At 53.8% G+C, this 15,991-nt stretch carries 13 protein-coding genes and 1 rRNA gene (1 of these 14 only partly in view); 12 read left to right on the top strand and 2 right to left on the bottom strand.

Going from position 1 to position 15,991, the window contains the following annotated elements; all coding sequences use genetic code 11:
• The first annotated feature begins 82 nt into the window (after positions 1–82).
• The 7 genes from MKZ15_RS11215 to MKZ15_RS11245 all read left to right on the top strand — a co-directional run bounded on the left by MKZ15_RS11215 (position 83) and on the right by MKZ15_RS11245 (position 8,518).
• Entirely contained in the window at positions 83–1,045 is a 963-nt protein-coding gene (locus MKZ15_RS11215; protein ID WP_193415357.1) for a sugar ABC transporter permease, read from the top strand.
• Positions 1,042–1,884: a carbohydrate ABC transporter permease gene (locus MKZ15_RS11220; RefSeq protein WP_155608159.1), complete on the top strand. Its 843-nt coding sequence runs from the start codon at positions 1,042–1,044 to the stop codon at positions 1,882–1,884. Before MKZ15_RS11215 ends, MKZ15_RS11220 begins: the two co-directional genes overlap by 4 nt.
• Before the next feature lie 96 nt (positions 1,885–1,980).
• The gene (locus tag MKZ15_RS11225; protein ID WP_339822399.1) at positions 1,981–3,783 is read left to right on the top strand and encodes a sensor histidine kinase; all 1,803 of its coding nucleotides are present in this window, start codon (positions 1,981–1,983) and stop codon (positions 3,781–3,783) included.
• Between the two features lie 52 nt (positions 3,784–3,835).
• The gene (locus tag MKZ15_RS11230; RefSeq protein ID WP_213621639.1) at positions 3,836–5,455 is read left to right on the top strand and encodes a response regulator transcription factor; all 1,620 of its coding nucleotides are present in this window, start codon (positions 3,836–3,838) and stop codon (positions 5,453–5,455) included.
• 22 nt (positions 5,456–5,477) lie between these two features.
• A complete protein-coding gene (locus tag MKZ15_RS11235; RefSeq protein WP_339822062.1) occupies positions 5,478–6,581 on the top strand; it encodes a Gfo/Idh/MocA family oxidoreductase in 1,104 nt (367 codons plus the stop codon).
• Positions 6,582–6,605: 24 nt separating this feature from the next.
• Positions 6,606–7,679, top strand: a complete 1,074-nt coding sequence (locus MKZ15_RS11240) for a Gfo/Idh/MocA family oxidoreductase (RefSeq protein WP_339822065.1) — start codon at positions 6,606–6,608, stop codon at positions 7,677–7,679.
• A 74-nt stretch (positions 7,680–7,753) separates the two neighbouring features.
• On the top strand, positions 7,754–8,518 hold the full coding sequence (locus MKZ15_RS11245; protein WP_213621636.1) for a MerR family transcriptional regulator: 765 nt from the start codon (positions 7,754–7,756) through the stop codon (positions 8,516–8,518).
• A gap of 65 nt (positions 8,519–8,583) precedes the next feature.
• On the opposite strand, the gene MKZ15_RS11250 is transcribed toward MKZ15_RS11245, so the two are convergent.
• A complete protein-coding gene (locus tag MKZ15_RS11250; RefSeq protein ID WP_339822068.1) occupies positions 8,584–9,813 on the bottom strand; it encodes an aminopeptidase in 1,230 nt (409 codons plus the stop codon).
• 488 nt (positions 9,814–10,301) lie between these two features.
• Between MKZ15_RS11250 and MKZ15_RS11255 the strand changes: the two genes are divergently transcribed.
• The 4 genes from MKZ15_RS11255 to MKZ15_RS11270 all read left to right on the top strand — a co-directional run bounded on the left by MKZ15_RS11255 (position 10,302) and on the right by MKZ15_RS11270 (position 14,772).
• A complete protein-coding gene (locus tag MKZ15_RS11255) occupies positions 10,302–11,450 on the top strand; it encodes an NAD-dependent epimerase/dehydratase family protein (RefSeq protein ID WP_339822071.1) in 1,149 nt (382 codons plus the stop codon).
• A gap of 18 nt (positions 11,451–11,468) precedes the next feature.
• Positions 11,469–12,638, top strand: coding sequence for a glycosyltransferase family 1 protein (locus MKZ15_RS11260; RefSeq protein ID WP_339822074.1), 1,170 nt, complete (start codon positions 11,469–11,471; stop codon positions 12,636–12,638).
• Positions 12,639–12,826: 188 nt separating this feature from the next.
• The gene (locus MKZ15_RS11265; protein WP_193415365.1) at positions 12,827–14,428 is read left to right on the top strand and encodes an AMP-binding protein; all 1,602 of its coding nucleotides are present in this window, start codon (positions 12,827–12,829) and stop codon (positions 14,426–14,428) included.
• A 74-nt stretch (positions 14,429–14,502) separates the two neighbouring features.
• Positions 14,503–14,772, top strand: coding sequence for a hypothetical protein (locus MKZ15_RS11270; protein WP_339822077.1), 270 nt, complete (start codon positions 14,503–14,505; stop codon positions 14,770–14,772).
• An 80-nt stretch (positions 14,773–14,852) separates the two neighbouring features.
• Here MKZ15_RS11270 and MKZ15_RS11275 read toward each other — a convergent pair whose 3' ends face one another.
• On the bottom strand, positions 14,853–15,305 hold the full coding sequence (locus MKZ15_RS11275; RefSeq protein WP_155608169.1) for a MarR family winged helix-turn-helix transcriptional regulator: 453 nt from the start codon (positions 15,303–15,305) through the stop codon (positions 14,853–14,855).
• A gap of 475 nt (positions 15,306–15,780) precedes the next feature.
• On the opposite strand from MKZ15_RS11275, the gene MKZ15_RS11280 reads away from it, so the two are divergent.
• Positions 15,781–15,991 (top strand): 16S ribosomal RNA (locus MKZ15_RS11280) (it continues 1,342 nt past the right edge of the window).

Raw genomic sequence — 15,991 nt, forward strand, 5'->3', positions numbered from 1 at the left:
AGGATTCCTCTTCTACAACCGGCCGCGGGCCCGCCCTATACTTGAGTTATAAGCACTCAGAAACTGCAGAGGTGAAGCAAGCATGAAAAGTTCCGCGGCCTTGGCCGTCAAAGACGCGCCAGGAATCAAGAAGCGCCGGCAATTCCTGAAAAGATGGAATGCCCCGGTCGCCGGCTATTTATTTATTTCGCCGTGGTTGCTCGGTTTTCTCGGGTTGACCGCGTACCCGCTGATTTTATCGCTTTACTATTCGTTTACGGATTACACGCTGTTGGAGCCGATCAACTGGGTAGGTACCAAAAATTACGAACTGATATTTACGGCGGATTCCAAGTTCGTCACCTCGGTCAAGGTTACGTTCCTGTACGTTTTGGCTTCGGTTCCATTAAAGCTGATCGCGGCGCTGCTTGTCGCCATCGTGCTGAACCGGGCGGTGCGGGGAATTGGGTTGTACCGCACGGCGATTTACTTCCCGTCACTGATCGGAGGCAGTATCGCCGTATCGTTGCTGTGGCGTAATATTTTTGGCGTGGACGGCATCTTCAACAAAATCATCGGAGCGTTTGGCCTTGAGGGGAAAGGCTGGATTACCAGTCCCGATACGGCGTTAAGCACGTTGGTTCTGCTTACGGTCTGGCAATTTGGTTCGTCGATGGTCATTTTCCTGGCGGGCCTCAAGCAAATCCCGGGCGATCTGTACGAGGCTTCCGCCGTGGACGGCGCCGGCAAGGTTCGCCAGTTCTTCAACATCACGCTGCCGATGCTGTCCCCGGTCCTGTACTTCAACCTGGTCATGGGCGTCATCAACGCGTTCCAAATGTTTACTTCGGCGTTTGTCATCACGAACGGCGGCCCGATGAACTCGACTTATGTTTATGCGCTCTACTTGTACGAGCGGGCGTTTAGCCGGTACCAGCTTGGTTATTCCTCGGCTTTGGCCTGGATTATGCTGATCATGATCGTTGTGGCTACGCTGATCATCGCGGGGACATCGAAATACTGGGTGTTCTACGAAACGGAACCGGAAGGGAGAAAAGCCAAATGACTTTTAAATGGAAGCCGCTGATCCGGCACTTCTTCATGATCTCGTTCAGTCTGGTGATGGTCTATCCGGTGCTTTGGTGGATCGGCGCGTCGCTCAAAACAAATGGCGAGCTGGCTTCACCGAATATTTTTCCTTCGGTCCCGCAGTGGAGCAACTTCGTTAAAGGCTGGAATTCGGTGCCTGGCCATTCCTTTACCGATTTCTACCTGAACACGTTTGCCCTGGAGGCGGCGGTCATCGCAGCGACGCTGGTATCCAGCACGCTTGTCGCGTTTGGGTTCGGGAGACTGAATTTTCCTCTGAAAAACCTCTGGTTCTCCTTGTTTATGCTCACTTTGATGATGCCGGGGCAGGTACTGATCATTCCGCAATACGCCTTGTTCCACCAACTTGGCTGGGTGAACACGTATTGGCCGTTTATCGTACCGCATATGCTTGCAGGCGGCGCAGGCGGGACGTTCTTCGTCTTCCTGTTGATCCAGTTCGTACGCGGCATTCCGAAGGAGCTGGATGAATCGGCGAAAATCGACGGCTGTTCCTGGTTCGGCATTTACTTCCGGATCGTCATGCCGCTGATGGTTCCGGCTATCGTGACCGTAATGATCTTCTGCTTCCTTTGGAACTGGGACGATTTCCTCGGACATCTGCTGTATCTCAACTCGGTGGATAAATACACGGTCAGCCTGGCGCTGCGGATGATCAACGATTCCCAGTCGGCTCAGGAATGGGGGCAACTGCTGGCGATGTCGCTCGTATCCATCGTTCCGGCTACCTTGATCTTTATGTTCTTGCAAAAATACTTCGTCGAGGGGATTGCCACAACCGGAATAAAGGGATAGGGACGGCGGACGGCCAATTATATAACGGTAAAGCGTGAATTTCCTTCGCGGCTTTACCGTTTTTTCCTTACACCTGAAGGGAGTGCAGTCTTGAGCATGACGAATCCGTTCAAGAAGTTCCGGATCGATAGTTTATTCTTTCGCAGTTTTGCCATCTTTATCGTAGCCGTATTAGCCTGTATTGCCTGGGCCAGCTACCGCATTTCGTCCAATGAGCTGGCGAAGACCAGCTCCCATTATCAGCAGCTGCTGCTGGACGAGCTCAACAACGAAATCACCACCCGGTTGGTGACGATCGAGCAAATCTCGTTGTCGACATCCCGCGATAATGAGCTCATTACGTTTCTGCGCGACCGGCAGGACGAATACGACCGGCATCGCCGGTCCGTCAGCGTGGAGCGTGCCTTAGCCAATCTGACTTATTCGATTCCGATCATTCAAGGAATCGACTTATATATGGAGCGTCCGCTGCGGGGGGACGCCAACAGCTATATCCAATTCCGCGGTTTAGGCGATCTGGCCAAACAGGAGTGGGCGGAGGCGCTTGACAAGAACGACTTCGCCTGGTCCCGTGAGCATGAAATCCCCAGCTTCCAAGGGAATGTGCGAGTGCTTAGCTTCGCGCGCAAAATTGTTGAAGAGGACAAGTACCTCGGCGTGCTGGTCGTCCACGTCAAAGCGAAGGAGATCGAACAGCTGCTGGCCGGGCATTCCGCGCCGGTCAACCGGATGATGATTGACACTTTGGGGCAGCAGACGGTGAAAACCGGTCAGGTTCCGGAGCATACCGAGCTGTCCCAGTGGATCGACGTGAAAACCGACCAGTCCGGGTATATGCATATTCGGGGCCAGCGGGAGCTGGGCGACTCGCTGCTGGTGTATTCCAAGATGCGCGATTCCCATTGGATGCTCGTGGAAATCACGTCTTGGAGCGAAATTACGAAAGGCAGCTTCCGACTGGCGCTGGTCATCGGCATGATAGGAGTTATCGCTATTTTGTTGGCATTGCTGCTGACTCTCTACTTAAGCCGCCAATTTACGAAGCCGATCAAGAGTCTCGTCATGGCGATGCGTCAGTATTTTGTGGGAGGCGGTGGCCCTGCCGGCAGCGGTGGTCATCCCGTGGATCTGCCGGACGATTACGAGAACGAATTTGGATATCTCTTCGACGGGTACCGCAAGCAGATGGAGCAGATCGAAGAGCTGTACCGCTCGCTGCAGCGGCGGTATGAACAGCAGCGTAAGGCGGAAATCGAAGCGCTGCAGGCCAACATTAACCCTCATTTTCTGTACAATATGCTGGATCAGTTGAATTGGATGGCGATTGAAGCAGGGCAAGACGAGCTGAGCCGGATTCTCGAGCTGATGGGGCGCATGTTCCGGATCGGCTTGTCCAATGGCAATAGCTTCATTACGATCGACGAGGAGCTGGAACATATCCACTGCTATCTGGAGATTCAACAGCTGCGCTGGCAAGCCGGAGGCGGGGGAGAGTTGGACTACGTTATTGATGCGCCGCTCTCCATTCAGGAGTTGTTTATCCCGAAGCTGACGCTACAGCCGTTCGTGGAAAATGCCATCGTCCATGGGTTTAATGGACGTTCCTGCGGCAAGGTCTGGATCAAACTGGAGGAGCAGCCGGATTTGCTTACCATTACGATCGAAGACGACGGCGCTGGACTGAAACAGGCCGTAGACCGCGAGCGTAAACGGCGGACCGGAGGGTATGGCGTCCGCAATGTGAGGGAGCGGATTGCCGGTTACTTTGAAGGCGCTTACGGCGTAGAATTATCCGAACGTGCGGAAGGCGGCACCCGTGTCGTTATTACGCTGCCGAAACTGCTGGAACCGCCGGTGCCCCCGCTTGGTGAACCGATAGAACCGGGACCAGCCGCGTGAGCGGGACTCTCGTAAAGATCATCTAGGAGAACAGCCAAGGAGGTAATTGAGGATGTGGAAAATCGCCATCGTCGATGATGAACGCCAAGTGCTGCAAGGTATGAAACGCGCCATTCCGTGGGAACAGTTGGGGGCGGAATGGGTTGGAGAGGCGCTGAACGGCGCAGACGGGCTGGATGTGGTTCGTCGAACCGAACCGGATATCGTGATCACGGACATTTATATGCCGGCGATGAATGGCATCGATATGATCGAACAGCTGCGCAAGGACGGGTATGACGGTAAGGTCATTATTTTCAGCGGTTATTCGGATTTCGAACATGCGCGGCAAGCGCTGCGCTTTAATGTCAGCGATTACGTCTCCAAGCCGATTAGCGTGCCAACGCTGAAGACGATCTTAACCAAGGTGATCGGCGAGCTAACCGAGGAGGAAGAGAGCCGGCAGAAGCAAGGCGAGATGGAGCGTAAGCTCAGCTTATATGAACCCTTCATCGAAAAAGAGTGGGTCCGTTCTGCCGTCGTTGGCACGCTGGACAGCTCCTACCGGGAAGCGGGTCGTCTGCCGGAACCCTATCGGTATTGGACAGATTTCAGCCATGTCACTATTGGCATCGACCTGGTCCGGGATGCGCGCGTCAGTGAATTTTCTTTGTCGGACTGGAATCTGTTCCGGTTTGCGATCCGCAATATCGCTTGCGAGGTAGCTCGCAAAATGTTCAGTTCCGTGGAATATACCGAACTGCACAGTACGAGGGCGGTGTTGATGGTCCATCCGCGGCCGGAGGAACCGGCGGAGCTGTTAGACAAGAAGCTGCATGAGCTGGGCGTGAAGCTGATTAATGCGATCAAATGTTATCTCAAGCTAGTCGTACGAGTGGGGATCGGAGGCGTTAAGCGGCAATGGCTTCAGATTCCGGAGTCGACGGAGGAAGCGTTCCGTGCCATCGAGTTAAGGGCGGGACGGCGGGATCCGGCCTACGCGCTTTACGCTTATCAAGAGGACGAAGACGATTACGTGTTCGCGGACAATTTGTTTTCGGTCAAGTTCTATGTGGAATTGGCTTCCGCGATGAAAGCGTCTCAGGAAGCGGAGGCCAAGAAGCTGGTTGCGGATTACATGAGCCGGTTGGAGCTTCAGAAGGCGATGACGCCTGAATCGGTGCAAATCCTCGCCAGCGAGCTGTGGGGGGTATTTACGTATTGTCTCTATGAAGCCGGCGTATTGCTTAATGATCTCGTGCCCGGTGAACAGATTACGAAGGAGCTGGTTGGTTTGACCGGTCCGGAGCAGCTCACGGAATGGCTGTCGGACAAAATCACGCTCATCTGCAGCAGCCGCCAATGGCGGGGAAACAACAAACACCGGCAGGTGGTGGATTACATGACCGGTTATATCCATGAGCATTATGCCGAGGACATCACGTTGGCGGAGTTGTCGGAGAAGCTCTACATTTCACGCAACCACTTGTCGATCATTTTCAAAAACATCACCGGCGAAACGTTCAACAACTATCTGACCCGGGTTCGAATCGAAAAAGCACGCGAGCTGCTGTTGCAGCGTACGATGCTCGTCTATGAGGTAGCTGAGCGGGTCGGCTACAAGAACGTGCCCTATTTCAGCACTTTGTTCAAAAAAATTACCGGCATGAACCCAACCGATTTGATTAAATAGACAACCAGGGGAGAGAGAAATCATGATCAATGTCGCCCTTGTCGGCACCGGCTCGATTGCCGTAACGCATCTTGAGGCATTTACCCGCTTTAGGGACCGCTGCCGGATCACGGCGCTGGTTGATCGGAGCGGAGAGAAGGCGCAGAAGCTGAAGGAACGTTTTAGCCTGGATTGCGAGATTTATTCGGATTACGAGGAAATCGTGAACTCTGATTCGGTGGATTTGGTGTCCCTGTGCACCCCTCCGTCTACCCACGCAAATCTAGCTTCGGCATTCCTGTTGGCGGGCAAGCATGTCTTGGTCGAAAAGCCAATGGCCCCCTCACTGTCTGAATGCGACCGGATGCTGGAGGCGGCGGCTAGAGGCCATGCACTCTTATCCATCGTCGGACAAAACCGTTTCTATGACCCGATCCGCCAGGTTAAACAGGTGATCGATACCGGATTGACGGGCCGCATCGTCCATGCCGAGGCTAATTCCTATTGGTGGCGCGGACGCAGCTATTACGATGTCGAATGGCGGGGAACGTGGGAAGCTGAAGGTGGCGGCTGTGTAATGAATCATGCGGTGCACCATCTGGATTTGCTGCTGTGGATCAGAGGGATGCCTTCGGAAGTCCTAGCGGTAACCGCCAATACGTCGCACGGCAATTCGCAGGTTGAAGACTTGTCTATCGCGATCCTTAAGTTCCCGGACGGTAGTCTGGCTCAAGTGACCAGCTCGGTCGTCCATCATGGCGAAGAACAGCGGCTTGTCTTTCAGGGGGAGCACGCCAAGGTGGGAATGCCGTGGCAGGTATACGCATCAGCCGAAGGGGATGGTGGTTTTCCGGAGCGGAATCCGGACCTGGAAGCGGAAATCCAGCAAGTGGCCGCAGAGGTCGCACCACTGCAATATACCGGGCACGCCGGGCAAATTGACGACGTGCTGCGCGCCATTGAAACGGGTAGCCGGCAGGTACTGATCGACGGAAATGAGGGACGAAAAACGATCGAGCTCATCATGGCGATTTATGAATCCTCCGCAACCGGGAAGCCGGTTTCGTTGCCGCTGCCGAAGGATTCGATCTTTTACGCGCAGGAGAGCATTCTCAGGAAGGCGCCTCGGTTTCACCCGATGGCGTGAAGAACGCGAAGGAGGGAAGCAAGCATGCCGGTCACTTTCAGCCTCATCGGCGGGTCGGGCTTTCGGGCCCAGTACTATTTGCGGATCGCTCAGGCGCTTCCGGATCGATTTCAAATCGGAGGTTTGGTCGTCCGCGACGAAATGAAAGCGCAGGCGATGGAGCGGCAGTGGGGCGTGCGGACCTACCGCTCGGTTGAAGCTCTGCTGCAGCAGGAGCAGCAGGACTTTATTGTGTTAGCGGTCAGCGGCTCGGAGGTGCTGTCCTATCTGCTGCAACTGGCGGAGACGGGAATTCCCGTCCTCTCGGAAACGCCGCCGGCGTCCGACCTTGCCGGGTTGGAGCTGCTTCACTCGCGGCTAAGCGGGAGAGGCGCAAGGATCCAGGTAGCGGAGCAATATCATTTACACCCGCTCCAGCAAGCTCGGCTCCAGTTGATCGATTCGGGACGGCTGGGACGAATCACTGAGGCAACCGTATCCATCTCTCACTTGTACCACGGTGTCAGCTTGATTCGCCGGCTGTTGGGAGCTACCTTCGAAGAAGTGCGGATTCGCGCAATGCGATTTGATTCGAATTGGGTGCAGGGACCGACGCGCAGCGGTCCGCCTGCGGAAGATCGACTTGTCCCTTCCGTTCGGGAGCTGGCCTGGCTCGATTTTGGCGATCGGCTGGGGATTTACGATTTTACTCGCGACCAGCATCGCTCCTGGATCCGCTCCAATCATTGCTGCATCCGCGGCGAACGCGGGGAAATCTTCGATTCGCGGGTATTGATCCAACAAGAGAATACGATTCCGCTGCAGTTGGAGCTAAAGCGGGTTAATAAGGGCGAACAAGAGAACCAGGAAGGGTACTATCTGCAAGGCATATTGGGCGGAGAACAGTGGTTGTATACGAATCCGTTTGCGCCGGCCAGATTATATGATGACGAGCTAGCCATAGCGGCCTGTCTGGAGAAGATGGGCGAATATGCTCAAGGCGGTCCCGCTTTTTATGGATTATGGGAAGCGGCGCAGGATCATTATCTCGGAATGATGATTGAACGGGCAATCCTTACCGGAGAAACGGTGGTTGCCGCACGCCCGAGTTGGGGCTAAAATTTCTTATAAAAAAAGAGTTGACCTTCACGTTACGTCAACGTTTATCATGAGTGTTGTCAGGAGGTGAGCACATGGAATACACCATTCAGAAGCTGGGCCGGCTTGCCGGTATTAGCACCCGGACGCTGCGTTATTACGATGAGATCGGTATTCTGAAGCCGGCAAGAACGAATTCGTCGGGGTACCGCATCTACGGTCAGCGGGAAGTGGATCTGCTGCAGCAGATTTTGTTCTATAGGGAGCTGGGCTTAAGCCTTGAGGCTATCCGGTCGATCGTCACCGATCCCGGTTTTGATGGTCCCCGTGCGCTGAAAGAACACCGTAATCAACTCCTTGACAAACGCATGCAATTGGACGCCTTAATTGCCAATGTGGAAAAAACGATTGCGTCGCAGGAAGGGAGAATCTCAATGAGCGATCAAGAAAAATTCCAAGGATTCAAAAAACAGCTGATCGAGGAAAACGAGCAGAAATATGGCCGGGAAATCCGCGAAAAATACGGGGAAGATCAGGTCGAGAAGTCCAATCGGAAGCTGATGAACATGACGGAAGAGGAATACGAGAAGGTGACGCAGCTGTCGAACGAAGTAAATGCTACTCTGGCTGAGGCTTTCAAGACGGGCGACCCCGCCGGCGAACTTGCCCAGAAAGCCGCTGATTTGCATAAGCAATGGCTGACGTTCTATTGGAGCGAGTACAGCAAAGAAGCTCATGCCGGGCTGGCTCAAATGTACGTGGATGATGAGCGCTTTAAAGCTTATTATGATAAGGACCAGCCAGGTATGGCCGAGTTTCTGCGAGATGCGGTTCAGATTTACACCGGGATGAAATCTTAGGGAAACATAAAGCTCTCCTTTCCGCTTGGCGGAGAGGAGAGCTTTTTCGTTACGAATGGGTTGGTTTACGCCCAGTTCCCTTGGCGGAACACCGGCTCGATCGTGCCATCCGCCAGCTCGCCGTCGATATCGAGCTCCGCGGAGCCGATCATAAAGTCGACATGCGTTAGGCTGACGTTGGCGCCTTTGGCAAGCAATTCTTCTTTGCTTAGCTTGGCGCCGCCTTCGATATTAACGGGATAAGCGCTGCCGAGAGCAAAGTGGCAGGAGGCGTTCTCGTCGATTCCGGTGTTGTAAAATATCCGGTTCAACCGGGAGATCGGCGAGTCGTGCGGCACGAGAGCGATTTCGCCAAGATGCATCGCTCCTTCGTCCGTATGGAGCAGGTTTTCCATATGCTCCCGGCCGGATTTTGCGTCATAACGGACCACTTTGCCGTCCTTGAACGTCAGCGTCAGACCTTCGACGAGCTGGCCGTTCAAATTCAGCGGCATCGTGCTGGCTACGGTACCGTTCACACCGGTGCGATGCGGCATGGAGTAAATTTCCTCAGTTGGCATATTAGCGACGAAATAGTCGCCGGCCGCATTGTAATCACCGCCGCCCAGCCATAAATAACCCTCGGGCAGCTCCACCTGAAGATCAGTGCCCGGAGCGCGGTAATGCAGCTTCTTGTACCGCTTGGCATTCATATGTTCCTGTCTTTCCTTCAACTGCTTGATATGCTCGTGCCAAGCGGCGATCGGATCCTCGCGGTCGACGCGGTTCATGTGGAATACCGCCTCCCACATGGCCGGGATTCGTTGTTCTTCGGGCAGATCGGCAAACACTTTGTTCGCCCAGGCCTGGGTCGGGGCTTTGATCAGCGACCAGGTGATCCGGTTGTTGCGCGTTTGGGCGGAATGCTTCTCGCGTGCTTTGGCCGCTGCTTTGACCGCGGTGGACACTTTGGATGATGAGATGCCTTGGAACAGCTCGGGATCCGGCACCTTAACCCGCAGGATCGCGCCGCCTTCCTCCCCGAATTGTTCCGCCATGTCTGCGAGCCACTGCGGATAATAGGACAAGGATTCGTCCGACGCATGCTCGTAGCGGATGCGGGTCGTTTGCTCGTCCTCCCAGTCGACGTGAACGTATTTGGCTCCCGCGTCGTAGGCTTTGGCCACCAGCAACCGTGCAAAGTCCACGGTTTCCAGCGGCGCCGTAAGCATCAAGTTTTGGCCGGGCTGGATATTGACGCCAACCCGGATGACCAATTCGGCGTATTTTTCAAGAAGAACCTCGAAAGCTTCCATTGTTGTGACTCCTCCCGTATCGTTCATTCTCCTATGTACAAACAATACTTATTGTAGCACGAACGGGCGGGGAGTGAAAAAAGATGCCGAGAGCACTCCGCTAATCGCTAACGGAACTGAGAGACGTTATTTAGCTGCAAATACGAAACTATGAGCTCTAACGGAACGAGGAGACCTTATTTCGTCGAAATTGGCCCCAGCAGCTGCCTTTTTAGGCGAATAGCGGCTTCTAGTTCCGTTAAATTGGGAAATGACTGAGAAATACTCAAATAGCGGCTCTACGTTCCTTTAGAAAGAAGCTAGAGAGATAATGTATAGTCACGGCAGAGTTCTTTGACTTGTTAGCGGAGTTTGGAAGCGAATGGTGCTGTGAGTTTATACGCAACGAGGCGACCTAATTTGGGTCCGGTCAGTTTATGCCTCCTTAATATTCGGGTGTTATGTTTAACCTAAATTTATTCATGACGTCATGAAGGAGGTCGATTTCGATGCGCTTGATCGTAGCGGGCGGCGACGGTTTTTGCGGGTGGCCGACGGCGCTGTACTTATCCAAACGTGGACATGAGGTGGCCATCATCGATAATATGGCAAGACGCAAATGGGACGAGGAGCTGCGCTCCAATTCCTTGACCCCGATCGCTTCGCTGCAGGAGCGGGTGGAACGCTGGAAGGAGCTGACGGGACGAACGATCCGCGTGTTCAACGGCGACTTGAATCATTATGATTTTCTGGCCGAAGTGATGCGCCAGGTGCGTCCGGATGCCTTCGTGCATTTTGCCGAACAACGCTCTGCTCCTTACTCGATGATCGACCGCGAACATGCGGTGTTCACCCAGGCCAACAATGTCATTGGGACGTTAAATGTCGGCTATGCCATTCGCGAGTTTGCCCCTGATTGTCATTTAATCAAGTTGGGGACGATGGGGGAGTACGGAACCCCTAATATCGACATCGAAGAAGGCTACATCGAAATCGAACATAACGGCCGGAAGGACGTGCTGCCTTATCCGAAACAGCCGGGTTCCTTTTATCACCTGTCGAAGGTGCATGACAGCCACAACCTGATGTTTATGTGCCGAGTTTGGGGCATCCGGGTGACGGATTTGAACCAAGGTGTCGTTTATGGCTTGCATACGGAGGAAACCCAGCTGGATCCGCTCCTAATCAACCGTTTTGATTACGATGGAGTGTTTGGGACGGCATTGAACCGGTTTCTCATCCAGGCAGCGATTGGGCATGATTTGACCGTGTATGGGAGTGGCGGGCAAACCCGGGGATTTCTAAACATCACGGATACGGTCCGATGCATAGAGATTTCGGCGAATCATCCGGCGGATCGCGGGGAGTTCCGCGTGTTCAATCAGTTTACGGAGGAGTTCTCCGTGCTGGATTTGGCCGAGAGAGTGAAGCGGGTGGCGGAGCGTGAAGGATACCCTGTGGGCATCGCCCATTTGGAGAATCCGCGGATCGAAAAAGAAGCCCACTATTACCACGCCAAGAACACCAAGCTGCAGGAGCTGGGACTCGAGCCGAATCTGTTGACGGACGAGGTGCTGCTGGATATTTTTCGTACGGCCGTGCGATATCAAGACCGCGTTGTGAAGGATAATGTGCTCCCCAGCGTAAAGTGGGGATAACAAGGAGGCGAGCCGTCTATGAAGATCGCGATGGTGACGGAGACGTTTTTTCCGTCGACGAACGGGGTTGTTACTCGGTTAACGCACTGCATTCGTTGGCTTACACGGCAGGGCCATGAAGTGATCGTTATTGCACCCGACCAAGGTGTTGGGGCTTTTGCGGGGGCACAAATTTACGGCATCCCGTCATTTCGCTTCTTCCTTTACCCCAATCTTCCCCTTTCGCTGCCTGGGCGCAAGGTGGGCAAGCTGTTGCGCGCGTTCTCGCCGGATGTAGTTCATGTGGTGAATCCGGCGATGTTAGGCGCCGCCGGCGTCTGGTTCGGACGCCGCTATCCCCTTGTTGCTTCCTATCATACCCACGTTCCGCAATACGCCGATTTCTATAAGTTGCCTTGGCTGAAGCCGGCGTTATGGGGCTATCTGCGTCTGCTGCATAACCGCGCGGACCTGAACCTCTGCACGTCGGAGGCCGTGAGGGGGGATCTTGAAGCGCGGCGGTTTCGGAACGTGAGGCTATGGAAGCGGGGCGTCGATCCGGAGCTGTTCGGCCCGCATCGAAGCAGCGAAACCATGCGCCTGCGGCTGTCCGGCGGGGAGCCGGAGAAACGGCTCCTGCTGTACGTCGGCCGCCTGGCGGCGGAGAAGGAGATCGAGCGGCTGCGCGATCTCCTGACCGCTTCCAGCGGATTCCGGCTGGCCGTCGTTGGAGACGGCCCGCATCGCCCTGAGCTGGAAGCTTATTTTGCCGGTACGGGCACCGTGTTTACCGGCTTCCTGCACGGGACAGAGCTCGCGGAGGCGTATGCCTCGAGCGATGTGTTTGCGTTTCCGTCGGCCACGGAAACGCTGGGGCTGGTGCTGCTGGAGGCGATGGCCTCGGGCTTGCCCGTGATCGCCGCCGCCAGCGCGCCCACCCGGGAGCAGGTCGCCGAAGGGACGACCGGCTTTCTGTACGAGCCCGGCGCAGCGGACGGGCTCGTAAGGGCGGCGCAGCCGCTGCAAGACGGCGAGCGGCTGCGCCGGATGGGCGCCGAGGCCCGGGCAGAGGCGAGCCAGCTGGGCTGGGATGAACCTAGCCGCCAGCTGTTGGAGTTGTACCGCCAGGCCATACTGGAGCGCGAGCTGCGACGAGCAGGGACGCTTAAACGGAAACGAATCAATAAAGCCGCGAACAAAAACCAATAGCCAATAAGGTATAACCCCGTGTCTTCACGGGCTTTTTTTTACTTATGACGGGGATTGTCATTTTATTGGCACACTTGGATAAGGCTGATTTTAGAACCTGGTACTATTACGTGGTATAATGAGTTCCATAGATGAGTTTCTCATATAAATAGAACTCGATACGGTGAGTTTTGAAGGGGATTGGTAATTTGAAACCATATGAACAGTGGATCGCTCCCGAATACTACAATGTTACCGCGGAAATGGAACGTCATGATCCTGAAAAAATCGCACTAAAATGGCTCAGTGAACAAGGGGAGTACGAGGAAATTACGTATGGAAAGTTGGTGGCTATGGCCAACCGTTTAGCCGGCGGATTAAGTGAATTGGGATTGCAGCCAGGTGACCGCGTGTTGGTAATGATGCCCCGACATATTATGGCCTATGCGATCTACCTGGCTTGCTTGAAGTTGGGAGTGACGATCATTCCATCTTCGGAAATGCTGCGGGCGAAGGACCTGGCTTACCGTCTGCGTCATTCTGAGGCGCGTGCAGTAGTCGTATGGCATGGCGTGACGGCGGAGGTCGATAAGATTGGCGATGACTTGCCGTCGCTCGCCTTCCGCTTATTAGTAGGTTCCGACGCACAGAAGGACACGCACTCGAACGGCTGGACCCCGATCGAAGCCCTGATGGATGGGCAGCCGGATACTTTTGAAGCCGTCAAGACGCATCGCGATGATATGGCTGTGTTGGCCTATACTTCCGGAACGACAGGAAATCCGAAAGGCGTCATGCACAGTCATGGGTGGGGGTATGCGCATTTACGTATTACGAGATCCTGGCTGGATATCCGGGACGACGATACCGTATGGGCAACGGCGGCACCGGGCTGGCAAAAGTGGATTTGGAGCCCGTTTCTGTCGGTTCTGGGGAACGGTGTGACGGGATTCGTGTATCATGGTTCTTTCCAAGCGGGGCGGTATTTGAAGCTCATTCAACAATACGGCATCCGGGTATTATGCTGTACACCAACGGAGTATAGGATCATGTCAAAGACCGATGGACTCGAGCATTACGATTTGTCCGGTCTACGCAGCGCCGTTTCAGCTGGGGAACCGTTAAACCAGGAAGTGATCCGCAAGTTCAAAAATGTGTTTGATATCACGATCCGTGACGGTTATGGTCAAACGGAAAGTACTCTTTTGATCGGAAACCTGAATGACACCCCGATACGGCTCGGCTCGATGGGCAAAGCCATTTCACCGGGCGTAGTGGAAATCGTTGACGAGGAAGGTTTGCTTCTGCCAACCGGAGTCGTAGGGAATATTGCGGTTCATGTCGACATGCCCGCCTTGTTCAAAGCGTATTATTTGGATCCCGAACGGAGGGAGCTGAATGTTCGCGGCTCTTATTTTGTGACTGGGGATCGGGCACAAAAAGACGAGGAAGGGTATTTCTGGTACGAGGGACGCGGGGATGACATTATTATTAGCTCCGGTTATACGATCGGCCCGTTCGAAGTGGAAGAGGCGTTGATGAAGCACGCGGCCGTGAAGGAATGTGCGGCGGTAGCGAGTCCGGACGAACTGCGCGGTCATATCGTCAAAGCCTTTGTAGTGCTGAAGGAAGGTGTCCGGGGCAGCGCTGAATTGGTAAAAGAACTGCAAGCCCATGTTAAAACATGGACCGCGCCCTACAAATATCCGCGTCAAATTGAATTTATCGATGATTTGCCGAAAACCAACACAGGGAAAATCCGCCGTGTGGAGCTACGTGAGAGGGAGGAACAGGCTTTTCGGCAAAGATGATATGGCTTAGCGTCGTGCATGATTTCAGCCTTTTCTTCGCATCCTAAGAGCATTATCGCTAGAGGAGGCTGAACATGGAAAACCCGTTTTCCAGCATGCAATCGCAAAACCCCATCTCACTCGCGCAGCAGTCGGTCAAAAAAGCGCATCGTGCGGTAACCCAGGCTCAATCGCATCCTAGTGAAGAAACGGTGGAGGGCGCCCGCAACGCTATCGAAAAAGCGGAGAACGCCATCGCCCAAGTTGATGGCCGAATGAATCCCGAGCCGATGGAGCGAGCTAAAGAGGATTTGGCCGAAGATCAGGCGGCATTGGCGGAAGCGGAGAACCAATTGAATTCATGAATATTTGACGAATGGCGAAAAGCCGGCGGCGAATTCACGGTAAGGTGTGAATCGCAAGCCGGCTTTTGTTTGTTGGTACATTAGCAACCGGTGACCGGAGCGCAGCACTTACTGGACTTGGCCATGGCATCGTTAAATAGCTTAACGGAACGGAGGACGGATTCTTTTTCAAACTCGCTCATATAGGAAAAGACCTCATCCAGATATTCATTCATCTGCGTATCTATGGTCGTAGCGATGAACTTGCCTTCGGTAGTCAGTGATAAGGTTTGGACTCGGCGATCGTCGGGGTCGGTCGTTTTCTCTACCAGGTTCAGCTTCGTTAGAGATTGGATCTGGCGGCTAAACGTCGTAATATCCGTACCGAGTGCGTCGGCGATCTGCTGCATGGACGGTTTATGGCGATGGTCGATCTCATATAAGATATGACTTTGAACCAAGGAGATGTCGCAGCCGCCTACGGTGCAGCAATTCCGGTTTAGTAGTCCGAAACGACGGGTCATGATTTGGAACAACTCACGTGGATTCTCCATTTGTGAACTCACCTCTTGCTTCATTTATAGCATCAATTGTTTGCAAGATGCAAGTTTTTAAAGGGCGAATGAATTACTTTTGTTTGATCACGCTTGGAAAGATTTGCTCCTTGCACGTTAACTTGCGAGAATGATATATTAATTATCCGCCCCACGGAAGTTATCGCAAATTAATGACCTTGAAAGGGACGGAGCGGAGCTGGAACGTACAAGTGATGAGATAGTTTGGAAAAACTTACGCCTTGAACCCAACCTCGTTGATATGATATATTAGATGTCCTGCCGGATGAACGGTAGGCGGTAAGCGAAATGGAAGGATTTACTTCTTGCAATTAAGCTTGCTGAAGTGATATGATATAAAAGTTGTCGCCGATAAGACGATAACGAAAGTTGATCTTTGAAAACTGAACAACGAGTGAGTAATACAATGAGATTTAAATCTCGTCAGTTTGTTTCAATGAGCAAGTCAAACACTTTATTGGAGAGTTTGATCCTGGCTCAGGACGAACGCTGGCGGCGTGCCTAATACATGCAAGTCGAGCGGAGTTAATCGGGAGCTTGCTCCTGATTGACTTAGCGGCGGACGGGTGAGTAACACGTAGGCAACCTGCCCGTAAGACTGGGATAACTACCGGAAACGGTAGCTAATACCGGATACGCAAGTTCCTCGCATGGGGAGCTTGGGA

The sequence above is a fragment of the Paenibacillus sp. FSL R7-0216 genome, from assembly GCF_037969915.1.
Taxonomy (GTDB): domain Bacteria; phylum Bacillota; class Bacilli; order Paenibacillales; family Paenibacillaceae; genus Fontibacillus; species Fontibacillus rhizolycopersici.